This is a genomic window from Pseudomonas sp. CDFA 610, assembly GCF_021147865.1.
GTDB classification, from domain to species: domain Bacteria; phylum Pseudomonadota; class Gammaproteobacteria; order Pseudomonadales; family Pseudomonadaceae; genus Aquipseudomonas; species Aquipseudomonas alliivorans.
The window spans coordinates 288,669-310,176 of record NZ_JAGTPM010000003.1 but is presented as its reverse complement, the minus strand read 5'-3'; the positions used below and the strand labels follow the sequence as shown (position 1 = coordinate 310,176).

At 60.5% G+C, this 21,508-nt stretch carries 13 protein-coding genes; 3 read left to right on the top strand and 10 right to left on the bottom strand.

The window, feature by feature from the left end; genetic code table 11:
• The first annotated feature begins 142 nt into the window (after window positions 1–142).
• A complete protein-coding gene (locus KDX39_RS06885; protein ID WP_231659809.1) occupies window positions 143–1,240 on the top strand; it encodes an RHS repeat-associated core domain-containing protein in 1,098 nt (365 codons plus the stop codon).
• 46 nt (window positions 1,241–1,286) lie between these two features.
• Here KDX39_RS06885 and KDX39_RS06880 read toward each other — a convergent pair whose 3' ends face one another.
• From KDX39_RS06880 to KDX39_RS06870, 3 genes are read right to left on the bottom strand one after another with little or no spacing between them, the layout of a single operon-like run.
• Window positions 1,287–1,733 (bottom strand): DNA polymerase III subunit chi, encoded by a 447-nt coding sequence (locus tag KDX39_RS06880; protein ID WP_231659808.1) that lies wholly within the window; start codon window positions 1,731–1,733, stop codon window positions 1,287–1,289.
• Between the two features lie 7 nt (window positions 1,734–1,740).
• Window positions 1,741–2,169, bottom strand: coding sequence for a DNA polymerase III subunit chi (locus KDX39_RS06875; RefSeq protein ID WP_099226843.1), 429 nt, complete (start codon window positions 2,167–2,169; stop codon window positions 1,741–1,743).
• Between the two features lie 57 nt (window positions 2,170–2,226).
• On the bottom strand, window positions 2,227–3,717 hold the full coding sequence (locus KDX39_RS06870) for a leucyl aminopeptidase (protein ID WP_231659807.1): 1,491 nt from the start codon (window positions 3,715–3,717) through the stop codon (window positions 2,227–2,229).
• 318 nt (window positions 3,718–4,035) lie between these two features.
• On the opposite strand from KDX39_RS06870, the gene lptF reads away from it, so the two are divergent.
• On the top strand, window positions 4,036–5,157 hold the full coding sequence (gene lptF, locus KDX39_RS06865) for an LPS export ABC transporter permease LptF (RefSeq protein ID WP_231659806.1): 1,122 nt from the start codon (window positions 4,036–4,038) through the stop codon (window positions 5,155–5,157).
• Window positions 5,150–6,211 carry an LPS export ABC transporter permease LptG gene (lptG, locus tag KDX39_RS06860; protein ID WP_231659805.1) on the top strand — a complete coding sequence of 354 codons (1,062 nt, stop codon included), beginning with the start codon at window positions 5,150–5,152 and terminating at the stop codon, window positions 6,209–6,211. Before lptF ends, lptG begins: the two co-directional genes overlap by 8 nt.
• Before the next feature lie 57 nt (window positions 6,212–6,268).
• On the opposite strand, the gene KDX39_RS06855 is transcribed toward lptG, so the two are convergent.
• The 7 genes from KDX39_RS06855 to KDX39_RS06825 form a co-directional block, all read right to left on the bottom strand.
• Window positions 6,269–6,754 (bottom strand): RDD family protein, encoded by a 486-nt coding sequence (locus KDX39_RS06855; protein WP_231659804.1) that lies wholly within the window; start codon window positions 6,752–6,754, stop codon window positions 6,269–6,271.
• 84 nt (window positions 6,755–6,838) lie between these two features.
• Window positions 6,839–7,051: a cold-shock protein gene (locus KDX39_RS06850; protein ID WP_003227496.1), complete on the bottom strand. Its 213-nt coding sequence runs from the start codon at window positions 7,049–7,051 to the stop codon at window positions 6,839–6,841.
• 395 nt (window positions 7,052–7,446) lie between these two features.
• Window positions 7,447–8,571: a glycine cleavage system aminomethyltransferase GcvT gene (gene gcvT, locus KDX39_RS06845; protein WP_231659803.1), complete on the bottom strand. Its 1,125-nt coding sequence runs from the start codon at window positions 8,569–8,571 to the stop codon at window positions 7,447–7,449.
• A 75-nt stretch (window positions 8,572–8,646) separates the two neighbouring features.
• A complete protein-coding gene (gene gcvP, locus KDX39_RS06840; protein ID WP_231659802.1) occupies window positions 8,647–11,511 on the bottom strand; it encodes an aminomethyl-transferring glycine dehydrogenase in 2,865 nt (954 codons plus the stop codon).
• Between the two features lie 10 nt (window positions 11,512–11,521).
• A complete protein-coding gene (gene gcvH, locus KDX39_RS06835) occupies window positions 11,522–11,905 on the bottom strand; it encodes a glycine cleavage system protein GcvH (RefSeq protein WP_231659801.1) in 384 nt (127 codons plus the stop codon).
• 415 nt (window positions 11,906–12,320) lie between these two features.
• Complete coding sequence (locus KDX39_RS06830; RefSeq protein ID WP_180274266.1) at window positions 12,321–13,820, bottom strand: TolC family protein; 1,500 nt, start codon at window positions 13,818–13,820, stop codon at window positions 12,321–12,323.
• 91 nt (window positions 13,821–13,911) lie between these two features.
• On the bottom strand, window positions 13,912–21,378 hold the full coding sequence (locus KDX39_RS06825) for an Ig-like domain-containing protein (RefSeq protein WP_231659944.1): 7,467 nt from the start codon (window positions 21,376–21,378) through the stop codon (window positions 13,912–13,914).
• Between the last annotated feature and the right edge of the window lie 130 nt (window positions 21,379–21,508).

The window sequence follows — 21,508 nt, the reverse complement described above, 5'->3', positions numbered from 1 at the left end:
CAAGTATAGCCTTGTGGGCAAGTGACAAGCCATAAGCGCCGGACCACAAGTTGACCGCCTACCTCGCAGATCTGCCAGTGTGCGGTGAATGGGCGAGGGCTGATAATCCGGTTTTCAGCCGCTGATCAGGGTGGATGCCGCGATGAACGATACATCTGGAGCCAGGGCCGTGCTGCGTCAGTATCGCTACGACGCGCTGGATCGTCTGGCTGGCGTCAAGAACGGGGCAGAGCACTTGGCATCACGCTTCTACCAACTGAACCGTTTGAGTGTCGAGGTACAAGGTTCGAGGCGTCGTCGGGTGTTTCAGTGTGAGGGGCAGTTGCTGGCCGAGCACGACACAGAGGGCTCTTCCGCCCGGATGGACTTGCTGGCGACCGACCGGCAGCGCAGCGTGTTGCACAGTGTGGGGTCGCAGGCGCGGCAGTCGCCAGCTTACAGCCCCTATGGTCACCGCTCGCAGGCCGTCACGTTCCTGGGTTTTAACGGAGAACCCCCGGATGCCGTGACCGGGCATTATTTGCTGGGTAATGGTTTCCGAGCTTTCAACCCGGTGCTGATGCGGTTTAACCAGCCCGATAATCTGAGTCCGTTCGGGCGGGGTGGCTTGAATGCGTATGCCTATTGTCTGGGAGATCCGGTTAATAGGGGGGATCCGAGTGGGCATATTCCGGCTGCGGCTGGTCTTTCGAAGCTTTCTCCATTTGAGCTACTGCCCAATGAAATGATGGAGAAGATAGTCAAACGCCTGTCTCTCAAAGATTCGTTCAAGCTGAGTCAAACGTCGCATAAGATGCGGGAGAAAGTTTCAGCGACAGTCGCTTCGCCCCGAATAGATATCGAACATCCTGAAGCATTATTGAAAATAAAAAGTCATTTGAAGGGTGAGGCTGAGCTTTCGCCTGCGGCACTCAAGAGCGATCCCTTTTACAGAGTACAATTTGAATACGCCGCCAAGGCTGGCGACGAGAGAATGGTTGCTCAATTTAATAATGTTCTTGAAGCGCAGCAGGCACTCGTTGATCGTGTCACAGACCGGCGTGGTGCCAGTTATTTCGAGTTTGAGTCTCAACTGGCACGCGACCGGCGTGTTTACGCCGACGATCCTGCTGCGCTCCGGAGTATTGATAAAGCGTTGGGAGACTACCGTGAGTTGGACACCCGCGCGACCACGCTGATTCATCAGCGTGCAGACCAGGGACGTTTGGTAGACAAGATTCGCCGCAACCTTAATGCTTGATGGCAAGACCTCCGCGCACGCCTGAGCGATGCGCCGGGTCACGAACTCACTTCTGCTGCTGCGCCAACAACCGCTCCAGCCTGGCCTCCAGCCGCCGTTTGATTTCGGTCTCGATGTGCGGCGCGAAGTCGTCGATCACGTCCTGCAGAATCAACTGCGCTGCGGCGCGAAGTTCTGCGTCCAGGTGCAGCAAGGCATCCGGGTTGGGCTGCGCCTCGACAGGCGCAGGTGCCTGAAGCAACGGCGCGGCAGGCTGCTCTGTCACGACGGGCAGGTCCGGCGTCAGCGTAGGAATCTGCGTTTCGTCGACGTCATCGTCATGGGGGTTATTAGCCCTGTTCCCGACCACGTCGAACAGCAGTGGAATCTGTCCTTCACGGTGCACGGTGTCGGTCAGCAGCGGTGGCTGCAGGGAGTCGTCGCCGAGCAGTTGGCGGATCGATTCGAGGTCGTCCAGCAAGTGCGCGGATTCAGCTTTTTTTGAAGTGTCCATTGTGTCCTCAAAGACGCTGCAATCGGTGATCCTGCGGAGGATAGCCCTGTTCGCGGTAAGAACGGAAACTCTCACGTGCGGCAAGACGTATGGCCGGGTCCTCCACAACCACCTCCGCCACACGGGCGAAGCGTTTGAAGAAGGACGGAATGCGCAGGTCCAGGTTGATCAGTAGATCTTCATGTGTACCAGCGTCATCGCCCAGGCCCATGACAACGGGTGCATCGCTGTCGCTCTCGGCATCGCCATGGGGTAGAAAGACTTCGCCCCGGAAACGCCAGAGACGGGCATCGAGGTCCTCGCGCTGCGCTGCATCGCTGCAGTGCAAATAGACCTTATGGCCCAGACGCCAGGCTTTTTCGGTGAGCTTGCACGCGAAATCCAGGCGGGCTGCCGGATCCGGACTGGGAAGGATGTAAAAATCGACTTGGGTCATTTCTGTTCCGCAAGGTGTGGCGTATCAATCATTGACCGATACGCCACAGTGCTTGGCTTAAGCCCCGACGCGGTCGAGCAGGTATTGGGTCAGCAATGGAACAGGACGGCCGGTGGCGCCTTTCTCCTTGCCGCCGCTCAGCCATGCCGTGCCGGCGATGTCCAGGTGAGCCCAGTCATACGCCTTGGTGAAGCGCGACAGGAAGCAGGCTGCGGTAATGGTGCCGCCTTTCGGACCGCCGATGTTGGCGATGTCGGCGAACGGGCTGTCCAGTTGTTCCTGATACTCGTCGAACAGCGGCAGTTGCCAGGCGCGGTCATCAGCCAGTTTGCCCGCGTCGAGCAGTTGGTTGATCAACGCGTCGTTATTGCCCAGCAGGCCGGTGGTGTGGCCGCCCAGAGCAACGACGCAGGCGCCGGTCAGGGTCGCGATGTCGATCACGGCCTGCGGCTTGAAGCGTTCGGCGTAGGTCAGCGCGTCACACAACACCAGACGGCCTTCGGCGTCGGTGTTGAGAATTTCGACAGTCTGGCCGCTCATGGTGGTCACGATGTCGCCCGGACGGGTTGCGGTGCCGCTCGGCATGTTCTCGGCGCAGGCCAGGATGCACACCAGGTTGATCGGCAGCTTCAGTTCAAGCACTGCACGCAGGGTGCCGAATACACTGGCTGCGCCACACATGTCGAACTTCATCTCGTCCATGCCGGCGGCGGGCTTGATGCTGATGCCGCCGGTGTCGAAGGTGATGCCTTTACCGACCAGCACGAAGGGCTTGTCACCCTTCTTGGCGCCCTGGTAGTTCATGACGATCAGGCGTGGCGGCTGGGCGCTGCCCTGTGCCACGGCCAGGAAGGAACCCATGCCCAGTTCGGCGAGTTTCTTCTCGTCGTGGACTTCCACTTTCAGGTTTTTGTGGGCTTTGCCCAGCGCCTTGGCCTCTTCGCCCAGATAAGTCGGGTGGCAGATGTTTGGCGGCAGGTTGCCCAGATCGCGGGTCAGGGCCATTCCGGTGGCGATGGCCTGGGCGTGGGTGGCGGCGCGCTCGACATCGGCGACACTGACCTTGGCGGTCAGCAGGGTGATTTTCTTCAGCGCGCGGACTTCGGCCTTCTGGGTCTTGAAACGGTCGAATACGTATTCGCCGTCGGCCAGGGCTTCGACCAGCAGGCGAGCCTTGCCGTAGGTGTCGCGGTTCTTCACCGACAGATCGTCCAGCACGAGGGTCGCGTCAGTGCCACCCAGGCCTTTGAGTGTCGAAAGCACGCTGCCAACGATTTTCTTGAGCTGGCGATCGGACAGTTCGGCTTCCTTGCCGACGCCAATCAGCAGGACGCGTTCGGCCTTGAGGTTCGGCAGGTTGTGCAGCAGTAGACTCTGGCCGACCTTGCCTGCGAGATCGCCGCGTTTGAGAACGGCAGCGATGGCACCCCCGCTGAGGGTATCGATGTTCTGTGCGGCATTGCCCAGCACACCGTTCTCACTCACGGTGACAACCAGCGTTGCGGTCTTCAAGGTTTCTGGGCTTACGCTTTTAACAACCAATTCCATGTGGGGTCCCCGGTTGAGCGATGAGATTCGCTATACGAATGAGATTCGCGGCATGACTGCGGTCTTTTCAAGGACGATGCCTGCGACAAGCCTCGCAGTTTGACCCCGGTGCATGACTGCTGACAACCCCGTTACGGTGCTTGTCGGCGGTGTCTGTACGAACTATCCCGAGTGCGCAGTGACAGAAACGTACAATCACAGGATAATGCCGCATATTTTTGGGTGGCCTGCGTTTCTGCGGGCGTGAATATCCGGTTGCCGTGGCTCACAATTTTCCTTGTTTGGCTGCCTGAGCCTGACAACTCTGGAGTGTCTGGTTTGATTGTCTTTCGTTATCTGTCCCGAGAAGTGCTGATTACCCTGAGTGCAGTCAGTGCTGTGCTGCTGGTCATCATCATGAGCGGACGCTTCATCAAATACCTGGCTCAGGCCGCCTCGGGCGCGCTGGATCCGGGTGTGCTGTTCATGATCATGGGCTTCCGTCTGCCTGGGTTCATGCAACTGATCCTGCCGCTGGGGCTGTTTCTGGGCATTCTGCTCGCCTACGGCCGCCTGTATCTGGAAAGCGAGATGACCGTGCTGGCTGCCACCGGCATGAGTCAGCAGCGCCTGCTGGCCATCACCATGGCGCCGGCTGCGCTGGTGGCGCTTCTGGTGGCCTGGCTGAGTTTCAGCCTGGCGCCCCAGGGCGCGACACAGTTCTCGCTGCTGATCAACAAGCAGGACGCCATGACCGAGTTCGACACGCTGGTGCCGGGCCGTTTTCAGGCGCTGCGTGACGGTACGCGTATCACCTACACGCAGGAAATGACGGAAGACCGCTCCACGCTGAGCGGGGTCTTCATCTCTGAAAAGCGTTTGTCCACGGACAAGAGCAAGGACCGTGGCATTACGGTTCTGGTGGCCGAGAAGGGGCGTCAAGAGGTACGGCCTGACGGCAGTCGCTTCCTGATTCTGGAAAACGGCTACCGCTACGACGGTAATCCGGGTCAGGCCGATTACCGTGCCATCAAGTACGATACTTATGGCGCACAGCTGCCCAAGCCGGACATCAGCAACGATGTCAGTGACCGTGAAGCGATTCCCAGCACCGAGCTTTTCGGCAACGACACGCCTCGGTATGTCGCCGAGTTGCAATGGCGTATTTCGCTGCCGATTCTGGTTTTTATCGTGACGCTGATGGCCGTGCCGCTGGCCCGGGTCAACCCGCGTCAGGGCCGTTATCTGAAGTTGCTGCCCGCCATTCTGTTGTACATGTCGTACCTGACCATCCTTATCGCGGTTCGCGGTGCGCTGGAGAAAGGCAAGCTGCCGCTGGCGCTGGGCATGTGGTGGGTGCACGGTCTGTTCCTGCTGATCGGTCTGGGGCTGTTCTACTGGGAGCCCTTGCGGCTGAAAATGGCGAGTCGCCGTAGCGTTGCGGAGGTGGCTCGTGGTTAAGCTCGATCGGTATATCGGTAAAAGTGTCTTCATGGCGATCCTCGCAGTGCTGGGGATCATTCTGGGGCTGGCTTCGCTGTTCGCCTTCATCGACGAAATGGGCGATATCTCGGACAGCTACACACTGCTGGACGCCAGCAGCTTCGTGTTGCTGACCGCGCCACGGCGTGTCTATGACATGCTGCCGATGGCGGCACTGATCGGCTGTCTGATCGGTCTGGGCAGTCTGGCCAGCAGCAGCGAACTGACCATCATGCGGGCGGCCGGTGTTTCCATCGGCCGTATCGTGTGGGCCGTCATGAAGCCCATGCTGTTTCTGATGGTGGCCGGTGTTCTGGTGGGCGAGTACGTTGCGCCCTATGCCGAGAATCAGGCTCAGGCCAATCGCTCGCTGGCACAGGGCACCGGCGACTCGCAGAGCGCCAAGCATGGCCTGTGGCACCGTCAGGGCGATGAATTCATTCACATCAACACGGTCCAGCCCAACGGCTTGATGTACGGTGTGACGCGCTACCGGTTCGACGATCAGCGTCATATGCTGACCGCGAGCTTCGCCCGTCAGGCCAACTTCAAGACGGATTACTGGGAGCTGAGCGACGTCGCCACCACGTTTTTCCGTGAAGGCAAGACCGAAGTCGTCAACTCGCCGCTGGAGCGTTGGGACGTTTCCCTGAGCCCGCAATTGCTCAGCACGGTGGTCATGCCGCCCGAGTCGCTGTCGATCACCGGTCTGTGGAGCTATTCGCACTACCTCGCCGACCAGGGCCTGAGCAATGGCCGTTACTGGCTGGCGTTCTGGACCAAGGTGCTGCAGCCGTTCGTGACCGTGGCACTGGTGCTGATGGCGATTTCGTTCATCTTCGGTCCGCTGCGCTCAGTAACGCTCGGTCAGCGGGTGTTCACGGGCGTTCTGGTGGGCTTCACGTTCCGCATCGTGCAGGATCTGTTGGGACCCTCCAGTCTGGTATTTGGCTTCCCGCCATTGCTGGCGGTGCTGGTTCCGGCAACGGCCTGTGCCATCGCCGGTCTGTGGCTGCTGCGTCGCGCCGGTTGAAGAGCCATAGCATCGAAAGAAGCCGACCTGATGTCGGCTTTTTTGTGGACGGGTGTTTTACGTGCGTTTGGGGATCCGCACCAGCCGGGTGTTGGAGAAGTGGTCGTGCCAGGTCAGACGCTGCGGGTCATACAGGCTCCAGATGAAGCCGAGCCCCACGCACAGCCATGACGCAATCGCGCTGAAAAAGCGCAGCAGCGCCTGCATGAGGGAAATGGCAGTGCCGTCAGTGTTCTGTACGCGCAGGCCCCAGACCTGCATGCCGAGGGTCTGGCCGGCGTGGGTCCAGAACTTGGCGAAGAAGGCGAAGGTCACCAGCAGCAGAAGCGACGAAAGCAGCGGATCGCCATCCAGTGCGCCAGAGTCGGACAGTTCGCGCAGGCGTGCTTCACCGATCAAGGCCATCTGCAGCAGTTTGTAGAGAAACGCTGTGATGAGTTGCAGGGCGAGAATGAGCAGGGCGTCGTAACTGATGGCAGCCAGACGGCGGGGCAGGCGTGCAGGGGGGAAATCGCCCTGTGGCCGGAGTACGTGTCGGGGCATCGGGCGGCTCTCGATCACGATGAGTGTCGCGATTCACCTGCAAAAAAGCCTCTGACATCGCTGTCAGAGGCTTTCGGGTCTTGCTTAGGCTTCGGCCTGAACTTCGTCAGCCTGCATGCCTTTCTGACCTTGCACTGCGACGAAGGTGACTTTCTGGCCTTCTTTCAGGCTCTTGAAGCCGTTACCCTGAATCGCGCGGAAATGTACGAACAGATCCGGACCGCTTTCTGGAGTGATAAAACCAAAACCCTTTTCGTCGTTGAACCACTTGACGGTACCGCTCTGACGTGTGGACATTTGCTTATTTCCTTGACGCTTGAATTGATGACAGTCCCTTTCACATGAAAGAGTACTGGGGCTGGTTGCAGGAAGTAAGAAACGTAGAGCGGGATGTAGCAAACCTAGAGCTACTGCCCAGGTCCCGATTCAGCGACCTATGCAAACACAGTTCAGAAACTCTACGCCAAGTCTCGTTACAAAAACAAGCCCCCGCTTCGTACCCTGTTTGCAGGGGGTTGAAGCGTGCAGGGCACTGTTTCCCTGAATCAGTGCAGCGAATGTTTTACAGCATCTTTCTGCACTTTGTCGGTGCGTTTTCGAGCCATCCGAGCGGCCGTTCGCACCCCGTCGAAAGAGGGGCGCAAACAGTACTCCATGGACTGTGGAAGTTGCTGATTTTTTGACGCTGGCATTCAGCCACGGAAGTAACGCTGTGCAACAAAAGGCATTTTTGCCACGAGCATCGGAATCTTCTTGCCACGCACCATCGCCCAGACGGATGTGTCCAGAGCGGTATATGGGCTGTCGATATAGGCCATGGCCAACGGGCCGCCCAGACTTGGACCGAAACCTCCGCTGCAAACGGTGCCAATTACATTGTCTTCTGCATCGACAATTTGGGTGCCCTCGCGCACCGGGGTGCGTTCCTGCGGCAAGAGGCCGACACGTTTCCTGTCCACTCCGGCCTGCTGCTGGGCGAAAATCTGCTCAGCGCCCGGGAAACCGCCAGCACGAGCACCGTCGGCACGGCGGACCCTGGAAATGGCCCACAGCAGACTGGCCTGAATGGGTGATGTGTCAGTGTTCATGTCGTGACCATAGAGGCACAGACCGGCTTCCAGACGCAGCGAATCACGTGCGCCGAGGCCAATGGGGGCAACCTCGGGTTCTTCCAGAAGACGACGGGCAAGCGCTTCGGCCTTGCCGGATGGCACCGAGATTTCATAGCCGTCTTCGCCGGTATAACCCGAGCGACTGACGTAGCACGTCACATCCATCAGCGTGACCGTGGCGAACTGCATGAACGTCATGGTTGCCACTTCAGGTGCCAGCCGGGCCAGTACCGTCACCGCCGCAGGACCCTGCAGGGCGAGCAGGGCGCGTTCCTCGAACAGGGGTTCGATCTTGCAGTGGCCGGCCAGATGGGTGCACAGGTGAGCGAGGTCCTGATTCTTGCAGGCGGCGTTGACCACCAGCATCAACTGATCGTTGCCCAGGTTGGCAACCATCAGGTCGTCGAGTATGCCGCCGGTTTCGCTGGTGAACATCGCGTAGCGCTGCATGCCGACTGGAAGGTCGACGATATCCACCGGGACCAGAGTTTCCAGCGCCTTGGCGGCATCGGCTCCGGTCAGGCGAATCTGCCCCATGTGCGAGACATCGAAAAGGCCAGCCTGAGCACGGGTGTGCAGGTGTTCCTTCATGACGCCTGCAGGGTATTGCACAGGCATGTCGTAACCGGCAAACGGCACCATCTTTGCGCCCAGTTCACGGTGCAAAGCGTGCAGCGGTGTAGTCAGCAGGGATTCTGTGGACATGTTCGATTCCTTGTAGAACGGGCCGTGCGGAACAACACTGCCCGTCAGTGCGGGCAGTGTTGCGGGCATGAGTGATCAGGCTTCCTGATAGCTCTCGATGGACGGGCAGGCGCAGACCAGATTACGGTCACCAAACACGTTGTCGACGCGGCCGACCGGTGGCCAGTACTTGTTCTCGATCAGCGAGGCAACCGGGTACACCGCCTGTTCACGGCTGTACGGATGCGTCCACTGACCGACGATTTCAGCTGCGGTGTGCGGAGCGTTTTTCAGCGGGTTGTCATCCTTGTCCAGCGTGCCGTTCTCCACCGCGCGGATCTCTTCGCGGATCTTGATCATGGCGTCGCAGAAGCGGTCCAGTTCTTCTCGGGACTCGCTTTCGGTCGGCTCGATCATCAGCGTGCCGGCCACCGGGAAGGACATGGTGGGTGCGTGAAAGCCGAAGTCGATCAGGCGCTTGGCGACGTCATCGACGCTGATGCCGCTGCTGTCCTTGATAGGACGCAGGTCCAGGATGCACTCGTGCGCGACTAGGCCGTTGCTGCCGGTGTAGAGCACCGGGTAATGGTCTTCCAGACGACGGGAGATGTAGTTGGCGTTGAGTATCGCCAGTTGCGAGGCGCGCTTGAGGCCTTCACCACCCATCATGCGGATGTACATCCAGGTGATCGGCAGGATGCTGGCGCTGCCGAACGGTGCTGCGCAAACCGCACCTTCCTTGCGCTCCATACGGGCGTGGCCCGGCATAAACGGCGCGAGGTGGGATTTGACACCGATAGGGCCAACCCCCGGACCACCGCCGCCGTGCGGGATGCAGAAGGTCTTGTGCAGGTTCAGGTGCGAAACGTCGCCGCCGAACTTGCCCGGTGCGCACAGGCCGACCATGGCGTTCATGTTGGCGCCGTCGATGTACACCTGGCCGCCGTTGTCATGAACGATGCTGCAGATTTCGCGAATGCCTTCCTCGAACACGCCGTGGGTAGACGGGTAGGTGATCATCAGCGCTGCCAACTGGTCGCGGTGTTGCAGGGCTTTGGCGCGCAGGTCTTCGATGTCCACGTTGCCGCGTGCGTCGCAAGCCGTTACCACCACGCGCATGCCTGCCATGTTGGCGGTGGCCGGGTTGGTGCCGTGGGCCGAGGACGGGATCAGGCAAATATCACGGTGTTCATCGCCGCGGCTCTGGTGATATGCGCGAATCGCCAGCAGACCGGCGTATTCGCCCTGAGAACCGGCATTGGGCTGCAGCGAAATGGCGTCGTAACCAGTCGCCGCGCAGAGCATGGCTTCCAGCTCGTCGGTCAATTGCTGATAGCCCGCGCTCTGTTCGGCAGGTGCGAACGGATGCAGGTTGCCGAACTCGGCCCAGGTGATCGGAATCATTTCGCTGGCGGCGTTGAGTTTCATGGTGCAAGAGCCCAGCGGGATCATGGTGCGATCCAGCGCCAGGTCCTTGTCGGCCAGTTTGCGCAGGTAGCGCATCAGCTCGGTTTCGGAGTGATAACGGTTGAACACCGGGTGGCTGAGGATTGCCGATTGGCGGGTCAGCGCTGCCGGGAGGCGCGACGGAACATTGGCCGACAGCTCGACGAAGTCCGGCTGAGTCTGACCGTCAGTCGCGAAAACAGCCCACAACGTCTCAACGGCGGACGGCGAGGTGGTTTCGTCGAACGAAAGACCCAGATGTGAGTCGGTGATTTCGCGCAGGTTGATGTGCTGGGCACGGGCAGCGCTGTGCAGGGCAGCGGTTTTGCTGCCGGTGTGCACGGTCAGGCTGTCGAAGAAGTATTCCTGCTCGATGGTGTAGCCCAACTGCTTCAGGCCGTCGGCAAAAATGGCGGTCAGATGATGCACACGATTGGCGATCTGCGTCAGGCCGCGCGGCCCGTGGTAAACGGCGTACATGCTGGCGATATTGGCCAGCAGCACTTGCGCGGTGCAGATGTTGCTGGTGGCTTTTTCGCGGCGGATATGTTGCTCGCGGGTCTGCATGGCCAGACGCAGTGCCTGTTTGCCATGTCGGTCAACCGACACGCCGACCAGGCGGCCCGGCATGTCGCGCTTGAAGGCATCGCGGGTCGAAAAGTAGGCGGCGTGCGGGCCGCCGAAGCCCAGCGGCACGCCGAAACGTTGGGCAGTACCGATGGCCACGTCCGCGCCGAACTCGCCCGGAGGCGTCAGCAAAGTCAGGGCCAGCAGGTCTGCGGCAACGGCGACCAACGCGTGGGCGGCGTGGAAGCGCTCGACCAGTTCACGGTAGTCAAACACGTCGCCGTTGCTGGCCGGGTATTGCAGCAGTGCTCCGAAGTAATCGCTCACATCGCCCAGCTCAGCTTCATCCGCCACGACAACGGTGATGCCCAACGGCTCTGCACGGGTGCGCAGCACATCCAGGGTCTGCGGATGGCAGTGGCTGGAGGCGAAGAACTGGGTGCTGCTTTTGTTCTTGCTCAGGCGTTTGCAGAAGGTCATGGCTTCGGCAGCAGCAGTGGCTTCGTCCAGCAGCGATGCGTTGGCAATCGGCAGTCCGGTGAGGTCGCTGATCAGGGTCTGGAAGTTGAGCAGCGATTCCAGACGACCCTGGGAAATTTCCGGCTGATAAGGTGTGTAGGCGGTGTACCAGGCCGGATTTTCCAACAGGTTGCGCAGGATTGGCGCGGGTGTATGGGTGTTGTAGTAGCCCTGACCAATATACGTCTTGAACAGTTGGTTTTTGCTGGCGATGGCCTTGATCGAGGCCAATGCGTCGGCTTCGCTTTGCCCGGCAGGCAGATTCAGCACGCTGGTGCCCTTGATGCTCTCCGGGATCACGCTTTCGCTCAGCGCTTCGATGGAATCGAAACCCAGAGTCTGCAGCATGGCCTGCTCGTCGTCGGCGCGCGGACCGATGTGACGGGCGATGAATTCGTTGGCAGTGCTCAGTTGAATACGGTCAGTCATGGCTCGCTCCTCAGGCTTCGGCGTTGGCTTTGATCAGGCGGTCGTACGCATCCTGATTCAGCAGGCCGTGGATGGCGTTGGCATCTTGTGGAATGAAGCGGAAGAACCAGCCGGCACCCAGGGCGTCCTCGTTGACCCGCTCCGGCGTGGCGTCCAGGGTCGAATTGACTTCGACGACTTCGCCGTCCAGCGGCATGTTGATGCTGCTTGCGGCTTTTACCGATTCCACGACCGACACTTCGGCGTGTTGAGTGTAGGTCTGCAGTTCCGGGAGCTGTACGAATACCACATCCCCAAGCGATTCCTGCGCGTAGGGCGTGATACCGACCGTGACACTGCCATCGGCTTCGGCACGCAGCCATTCGTGATCGACAGTGAAGCGCAACTCGCTCATAAAAACTCCTCGGGACAGATTCTCACGCTGGGCGCGACGTTATCCAGGAAGCAAAGCAATTTCGTTGCCAGTTTATTTTTATTTTTATAAATCAATGACTTATATATTTAAGAATTGTGTCCGCAGCGTGCGTGTGTAGCGAAATCGCTACAGCCGCCGCGCCTCGGAAAAATCCTGTCCGATCAAAGCCTTGATCGCATTGCGTCAGCCTGAAATGGAATGAAATCGTGACAGAGGAATGAAATCGTTACGCGTGTGCGTGGTTTATGTGCGCTTCAAAGGCTCAGTACAAACGTTCTGCCTCGGACACCTATGCACAAACCAATTATTTTCAACAGGTTACGAGAGATCATGCAGGAACCGGTTTGTCAGCCGATCCAGCGCGCTGGCTGGATCAGCTGACACAGGGCCAGTATCACTTCGCCGGAACGGGAGTGGCGGTAGCCACGGAGATATTGCCTGCTTCCCACTGGGATTCACGATCCCCCAGTGCTTTGGCGATGGCTTGCACCTGAGTGGAGGTCACTTCCGAGGGAAGCGGGTCGAGACCGGCGCTGGCGAAGATCTGGCCGTAGGCGTTACGCAGGTCGGCGTAAGCCAGGTCGCGGCGCAGGTCAGCCTGCAAGGTATTGAGCTCACCCTGAATCAGGTCCAGTTCACCGATGCCGTTGGCCTGGTAGCGGTTACGCAGTTGGCCTGCGATCTGGCCGTCGATACTCGACAACTGCTGGCTGGTCTTGAATTGACGCAAGGCTTCATTGTAATTGGCGTTCGCCACATACAACTGAGCCAACACTGCGATGGACATGGCCTGACGCCGGGCGGTCGCTACTTCCTCGCCTGCCTTGGCAACGTCGATGGCGGCAGGTGCAGTGAGTACGTTGAACAGGTTCCACGTCACCTTGACGCCCAGATCGGCCCATTTGTCGTTGACCAGAAACGAGTTGCTGTCGTAATGGCCGCCCGCCGAGAACTCCAGCCCCGGCAACATGCGCAGCATGGCCTTGCGGGTTTCCGCCGAACTGATGCGCGTCTGGTAATCCTGCTCGCGCAGTTCCGGACGGCTGGCCAAGGCTTCTGTTTCAAGCCTCGCCATGTCGACTTTCAATTCCGGAATGGCGTAATCGTCCGGGGTCGCCAGGGTCAGGTTGCTGCCCAGCGGCAGGTTGATCAGCGTGGCCAGCTCGGTTTTGGCCAGAGACAACGCCTTGCGCTGTTCCTCGAGTTGACGGGTGGCCTGAATCAGCGAGCGCTGATAGGACAGTGCCTGCACCGGATCGCCGACGCGCTGATCGCTCATCTTCTGGCTGTTGGCCTGGGCGGTATCGACACGGGTCATCAGACTGTCGATCTGCTTGAGCAGACGTTCGGCGGCCACGGCGCGCCAGTAAGCCGAGCGCACATCCTGAACGATGGTGTTGACGACCTTGCGGCGGCGTTCTTGCACGATCAGACGCTGGTCGCCCTGTTGCTTGGCGCTTATATAACTGACGCCGAAGTCGAGTACGTTCCAGACCATGGTCAGGTCGGCCACGCGACGGCTGCGGTCCTGAGAGGTCGACGGCTCCAGGGACTGGGTGCCGGTCTGTACGCTTTCGCTGCTGGAAGCGCTGACGTTGCTGCGTCCGGCGTAACCGGCCGACAGCGCCATGCGTGGCAGCATGTCGAAGCTGGCAAGGTCCAGCTGGCGTTTGGCGAGGGCCTCTTCCATGATTTTCAGGCGGGCTTCCAGGTTGTATTTCACAGCCCTGGCCATGGCCTGATGCAAGGTCAACGCGCCATTGAGGGGCTCCTGATCCTTGTACATCAATTGCAAGTCGCTTTTGGCGCGTTGCTCGCTGACGCTACGGTCGATCGGCTTGCTGGTGACAGCACAGCCACTTACGACCAGTGCCAACAGGCTGATGCTGAACAACTTCTGACTTCTTTTCATGCTCCTGACGCCCCTGACTACCGCATTCTTTTTATAAGCGCCGTCTTCACACGGCGCAAAACCCAACCTGTTATCAAGCCTGCGCTTCACTCACACCGACTTCCCCTAGAGCCCATGCCAGTTCACGCAATTTTTCCTGTTCGATATCGGTGATCTGTTGCAACTGCTGGCCTAGCGTCAACGCGCCGAAACCTGCACCGATGCTTTGCGACGAATCGCTCAGGCTGCGGCTGCTGGCACCTTCGAATGCACCGGCCGTCGAGGTGTCGCGCGAAAACAGCGTCGACAACGTACTGCTGCTGAAGACGTTGCCTTCTCCGCTGCTGAACCCGAGGAAACCCGATCCTGAACCGCCCACGCTGCCGGGCGTGAACACCTGGGCAATGAAGCTCGGTGCCAAGGCACGGTTGTTGATAAAGATGTTACCCACCGGCGGCAGGTCGCCGCCGGTCGTACGCTGCTCGAAGAGCGGTGCGAAGCTCAAGGGAGCGGCCAGCGCGCCTGTCGGATTGCCGAATACGGCTGGTTGCAACGGTACGTTTGGCGGTGTGTTCAGCGGCGCCGGAGTGTCGACCCTGAATTGCGGATCACCTGCCTGGGAGAGCGTCGTGATTGCGTAATTGGACGAAACGGCTACGCCCGTGCCTGCGTTGCCCGCCAGGTCTGTCACCGTGCCACTGTCCAGCACAATGAAATTGCTCGGATCGTTGGTGTTGGCGGTCGGTGTCAGCGTTGCGGTCCAGGTCGCACCGCCATTGCTGCTGGCCAGGTTCGACAAGGTGCCGTTGGCAACGCTGATGTCCGAGAGCGTGAAGTTGGTGACCGGCTCGCTGAAAGCAAAGGTCACCAGCGATGTCTGACCTGTGGACAGGTTCGGATTGGCGAGCGAGATGGTCGCCGAAGGACGCTGAGTGTCGACGGTGTAATTACTGGAAAGCGCGATCGCCGTGCCTGCGTTGCCTGCGAGGTCGTTGACGGTTCCGCTGTCCAGAACAATGAAATTGTTCGGCGCCGTGGTGTTGGCGTTTGCTGTCAGTGTGGCGGTCCAGGTCAGGCCGTTGTCGGCACTGGTCAGGCCGGACAGCGTGCCGTTGCCGACGCTGATGTCAGACAGGTCGAAACCGCTGACCGGCTCGCTGAAGGCAAAGGTCACCAGCGACGTCTGACCAATGGCCAGGCTTGGGTTGGCAACAGTGATGGTCGCTGTAGGGCGAACGGTATCGACCGCGTAGTTGTTGGAGCTGCTCAGGCCGCTGCCCGCGTTACCGGCCAGATCGACCACGCGAGTGTTGTTCACCAGAACCAGGTTGGTGGTGTCGGTAATGTTGGCCGCCGGTGTCAGCGTTGCGGTCCAGGTGATGCCGCCGTCAGTGGTGCCGAGGCCGCTGAGTGTGGCGTTGTTGGTCAACATGTCGGACAGCGTGAAATCGCTGACCGCCTCACTGAACGTGATGGTCACCAGCGAGGTTTCACCGATAGACAGCGCGTTGTCGGCAACCACGACGGTGGCCGTCGGACGCTGCGTATCGATGGCGTAGTTGTTCGAGGACGTAACGCCACTGCCGATGTTGCCGGACGCATTGGCGAAGCCGGTGTTGTCCAGGGTGATCAGGTTGGTGGCATCGGTCACGCTGGCGGTCGGCGTCAGGATCGCGGTCCAGGTAACGCCGCCATCGTTGCTGTTGACCGCGCTCAAGGTACCGTTGGTCACTGTGAGGTCGGCGTTGGTGAAGCCGGTGACGGCTTCGCTGAAGGTGATGGTCACCAGCGAGGTTTCGCCAATCGACAGCGCGTTGTCGGCGACCACGATGGTGGCGGTCGGCTGCAGGGTGTCGATGGTGAAATTGGGTGAACTGGTGGTCCCGGTCCCGGTGTTGCCCGCCAGGTCGGTGACACCTGCGTTGTTCAGGCTGATCAGGTTGGTAGTGTCGGCGACGTTGACGTCTGGCGTGTAGGTCGCCGTCCAGGTGATGCCGCCGTCATTGCTGCTCACCGCGCTGAGGGTGCCGTTGGGCACGTTCAGGTCGGCATTGGTGAAGCCGGTGACCGCTTCGCTGAAGGTGATGGTGACCAGCGAGGTTTCGCCGACGCTCAGCGCGGTATCTGCCAGTGTAACGGTTGCGGTAGGTCGCACAGAGTCGATGGCGTAGTTGTTGGAAACGCTCAGGCCACTGCCTGTGTTGCCCGCCAGGTCAGTCACGCCGGTATTGCTCAATGTCACCGAGTTGCTGGCGCTGGTGACACCTGCTGTCGGCGTCAGAGTCGCGGTCCAGGTGATACCGCCGTCACTGCTGCTGACCGCGCTCAAAGTACCGTTGGCCACTGTCAGGTCGGCGTTGTTGAAACCGCTGACGGCCTCACTGAAGGTAATGGTGACCAGCGAGGTTTCACCGATAGACAGCGCGTTGTCGGCAACCACGACGGTGGCCGTCGGACGCTGCGTATCGATGGCGTAGTTATTAGAGGATGTGACGCCACTGCCGATGTTGCCGGACGCATTGGCGAAGCCCGTATTGTCCAGCGTGATCAGGTTGGTGGCGTCGGTCACGCTGGCGGTCGGCGTCAGGGTCGCGGTCCAGGTGACGCCGCCATCGTTGCTGTTGACCGCGCTGAGCGTGCCATTGGCCACCGTCAGGTCGGCGTTGTTGAAACCGCTGACGGCTTCGCTGAAGGTAATGGTCACCAGCGAGGTCTCGCCCACGCTCAGTGCGCTGTCGGCGACCACGATGGTGGCGGTCGGCTGCAGGGTGTCGATGGTGAAATTGGGTGAACTGGTGGTCCCGGTGCCTGCGTTGCCCGCCAGGTCGGTGACACCTGCGTTGTTCAGGCTGATCAGGTTGGTGGTGTCGGCGACGTTGATGTCTGGCGTGTAGGTCGCCGTCCAGGTAATGCCGCCGTCACTGCTGCTCACCGCGCTGAGGGTGCCGTTGGGCACGGTCAGGTCGGCGTTGGTGAAGCCTGTGACCGCTTCGCTGAAGGTGATGGTGACCAGCGAGGTTTCGCCGACGCTCAGCGCGGTATCTGCCAGTGCAACGGTTGCGGTAGGTCGCACAGAGTCGATGGCGTAGTTGTTGGAAACGCTCAGGCCACTGCCTGTGTTGCCCGCCAGGTCGGTCACGCCGGTATTGCTCAATGTCACCGAGTTGCTGGCGTTGGTGACACCTGCTGCCGGCGTCAGAGTCGCCGTCCAGGTGATGCCGCCGTCGCTGCTGCTGACCGCGCTGAGCGTGCCATTGGCCACTGTGAGGTCGGCGTTGGTGAAGCCGGTGACCGCTTCGCTGAAGGTAATGGTGACCAGCGAGGTTTCACCGATAGACAGCGCGTTGTCGGCAACCACGACGGTGGCCGTCGGACGCTGCGTATCGATGGCGTAGTTGTTCGAGGACGTGACGCCACTGCCGATGTTGCCGGACGCATTGGCGAAGCCGGTGTTGTCCAGAGTGATCAGGTTGGTGGCGTCGGTCACGCTGGTGGTCGGCGTCAGGATCGCGGTCCAGGTGACGCCGCCATCGTTGCTGTTGACCGCGCTCAAGGTACCGTTGGCCACTGTGAGGTCGGCGTTGGTGAAGCCGGTGACGGCTTCGCTGAAGGTAATGGTCACCAGCGAGGTTTCGCCCACGCTCAGTGCGCTGTCTGCGACCACGATGGTGGCGGTCGGCTGCAGGGTGTCGATGGTGAAGTTGGGTGAACTGGTGGTACCGGTGCCTGCGTTGCCCGCCAGGTCGGTGACACCTGCGTTGTTCAGGCTGATCAGGTTGGTGGTGTCGGCGACGTTGACGTTTGGCGTGTAGGTCGCGGTCCAAGTGATACCGCCGTCACTGCTGCTGACCGCGCTGAGTGTGCCGTTGGGCACGGTCAGGTCGGCGTTGGTGAAGCCTGTGACCGCTTCGCTGAAGGTGATGGTGACCAGCGAGGTTTCACCGACGCTCAGCGCGGTATCTGCCAGTGCAACGGTTGCGGTAGGTCGCACAGAGTCGATGGCGTAGTTGTTGGAAACGCTCAGGCCACTGCCTGTGTTGCCCGCCAGGTCGGTCACGCCGGTATTGCTCAATGTCACCGAGTTGCTGGCGCTGGTGACACCTGCTGCCGGCGTCAGAGTCGCTGTCCAGGTGATGCCGCCGTCGCTGCTGCTGACCGCGCTGAGCGTGCCATTGGCCACTGTGAGGTCGGCGTTGGTGAAGCCGGTGACCGCTTCGCTGAAGGTAATGGTGACCAGCGAGGTTTCACCGATAGACAGCGCGTTATCGGCGACCACGATGGTAGCTGTCGGGCGTTGCGTATCGATGGCGTAGTTGTTCGAGGATGTGACGCCACTGCCGATGTTGCCGGACGCATTGGCGAAGCCGGTGTTGTCCAGAGTGATCAGGTTGGTGGCGTCGGTCACGCTGGTGGTCGGCGTCAGGATCGCGGTCCAGGTGACGCCGCCATCGTTGCTGTTGACCGCGCTCAAGGTACCGTTGGCCACTGTGAGGTCGGCGTTGGTGAAGCCGGTGACGGCTTCGCTGAAGGTGATGGTCACCAGTGAGGTCTCGCCCACGCTCAGTGCGCTGTCGGCGACCACGATGGTGGCGGTCGGCTGTAGGGTGTCGATGGTGAAATTGGGTGAACTGGTGGTCCCGGTGCCTGCGTTGCCCGCCAGGTCGGTGACACCTGCGTTGTTAAGGCTGATCAGGTTGGTGGTGTCGGCGACGTTGATGTCTGGCGTGTAGGTCGCGGTCCAGGTGATGCCGCCGTCACTGCTGCTCACCGCGCTGAGGGTGCCGTTGGGCACTGTCAGGTCGGCGTTGGTGAAGCCTGTGACCGCTTCGCTGAAGGTGATAGTGACCAGCGAGGTTTCACCGACTGACAAGGCGGTGTCGGCCATTGCGATACCCGCAGTCGGACGTACAGTGTCGATCGCGTAGTTGTTGGAGCTTGTCGAGCCTGCACCGGTATTGCCTGCGGCATCGGTGACACCGGTGTTGTTCAGGGTGATCAGGTTGTTGGGGCTGGTGATGTTGTTGGTCGGCGTGTAAGTCGCGGTCCAGGTGATGCCGCCGTCGCTGCTGCTCACCGCGCTCAGCGTGCCATTGGCCACCGTCAGATCGGCGTTGGTGAAACCGCTGACGGCTTCACTGAAGGTGATGGTGACCAGCGAGGTCTCGCCCACGCTCAGTGCGTTGTCGGCCACCGCGACGTTGGCCGTCGGGCGTGCAGTGTCGATGGCGTAGTTGTTCGAGGCTGTGGTGCCAGTACCCACGTTGCCAGCCAGATCCTGAACGCCAGCCCGATTGAGGGTGATCTGATTCACCGAACTGGTGAAGTTGTTGGTCGGCGTCAGGGTCGCCGTCCAGGTAATACCGCCGTCGCTGCTGCTGACTGCGGTCAATGTACCGTTGGCCACCGTCAGGTCGGCATTGGTAAAACCGGTGACGGCTTCGCTGAAGGTGATGGTCACCAGCGAAGTCTCGCCAACACTCAGCGTGGAGTCTGATACCACGACAGTGGCTGTCGGGGGCACGTTATCGACCACGGCGTAGTTGTTGGAGCTCAGTGTGCCCGTGCCGATGTTGCCTGCGGCGTCCTGTACGGCCGAGGTTGCCAGGGTGATGGCGCTCGAACCACCCGAAGTGTTGCTGCCCGCTGTGAAGGTGGCGGTCCAGGTGATGTTATTGGTGGTTGTCAGGTTAGTCAGCGTACCGTTTGGCGCGGTGATCTCGGAAATATCCAGGCCAAAGACAGGTTCGCTGAACGTAATGGTGACGGTGGTCGTTGCGCCCGGGCTCAATGAGGTGTTGGCAATCACAATGCTTGAGCCGGTCGGTGCCGTCGTATCGGCTGTGTAGGCGATGTTCAGTGTACCGCCGTCATTGAGGATGTTATTGACGGCTGTCGGCGACGAACCGTTGGTGCCGCCGGAGTAGGCTTGCCCGCCTGCGCCGCTGCCGCCCACGTTGCCGGTCATGGCTGAGTTGTTGCCGGCGGTGATGTTGACCGTACCTTTGTTCCAGATCCCGCCGATGCCACGGCCACCGTTGCCACCGACCGTTCCGCCACCGCCACCGCCGCCAGCCGCGCCAATATTACTGCTGATGGTCGAGGTGCCGATAATCGCCAGAGTGCCGCTGGAAGCGTTATAGATGCCGCCTACGGCAGAGCCGCCTCTGCCGCCATTGCCGTCAAAGCCCGCGCCACCGCCACCGCCGCCAATGGTCCGGCCACCGCTGGAAGCCGTGCCGCCGTTGCCGCCGTTTGTGTATCCGGACACACCAAGGCCACCCGCACCGCCACCGGAAGCGTTACCTCCCTTGCCGCCCATGTAAACGGTATTGAACCCGGCACCATTGCCGCCGGTGTTGGCAGAGGGAGCGGTGGGTGTATAGGTACCTGCTGCGCCGCCACTGGCACCATTTTGCCCTCCGATACCGCCACCACCGCCGCCACCTCCGCCCACGGTCGGAGCCAGAACGCCGCCGCCGCCACCACCGCCGGAGGCGGCGTTGGCGGTGACCGTAACGTTACGCAGTGTGAGGTTGCCCGCGTTGTTGATACCGCCGCCCAGCGCATCAGCCGCAGCAATGGCAGAGCCACTGTTTGCCCCCGCCGTGGTGGCCACACCTCGGGTAATGATCACGCCATCAAGCGTGGCTGTTGTCCCTGAGGTGACCCTGATGACGCTTGTTCTGTTCTGGCCATCAAGAGTGACATCTGCGACGCCGTCGTTATTGAGGTCGCCATCGATGGTGATGTTTTTGTTCACAACCAGTTGAGTCTGCAGCGAGACAGTCATGCCAGTCGAAAAGGTCACGATATCGCCGTTCTGGGCGTTGGCCAGTGCATCGCGCAGTGTACCGGTGCCGGTGTTGCTGGCGGAGTTGACCGTAAAGGTCGCCAGTCCCCACTGGTAGGCGTCCATCGACTGCCGTGAAAGAGCGCTGACACTTTCGATACTGCCGGTCGCGATTTCCAGATCCCAGTCGCCGCCCACGCCGGTGCGGTTGGTGGATGCGGCGATGTCACGACCCGTCAGCGTAGCCAGCGAGTCCACGAAGCTCAGACCCTGATCGCCCTCGGCGGTGTTGCAGGCGTAGATCAGAATGTCGCCGCCTGTGTTGATATCGTTGCCGATCTCGGCCAGCAAGGCGCTGCGTTGCGAGAGGTTGTCGGCCGACACATAGCTGTTGCCCAGCCAAAGATCGCCCGAGTTGCCGTGCGCAATGATCTGTACCGAACTGACGCCTTGATGGGAGCCCAGATAGTCGGCGATCTGTTGCAGGCCGTCTTTGGTGGCATCCAGTTCGACCACTTGAGCGCCAGGGGCAACGCCTGCCAGCAGACTGGCGGAATCCTTGACCCGCGAGTCGACGAACACCACGGTGCTGCCAGGCACTGCAGCAGGTCTGGCGGTGACATCCGCCGTGGCATCGGGCTGAGAATGCTCACCATTGCTGGCACTACTGGCCTGTTCGGCGCTTTTGGCAGCCGCGTCAGGCGTTGGCTGGGCGTCCGGCTGAGCTGCCGCTTCCACGACTGTCGCCGCTACCGCGCCGTCGAACAACATGCGGGGCTCAAGAGACATGATCATCGGGGAAGCGGAGGAGGTCGCACTCGAAGGTGCCCGCTTTGCAATCCGCGAATTTTTGTTATTCCACCACATACTGCTCACCCAGGATCGAACGTTACGACCTATA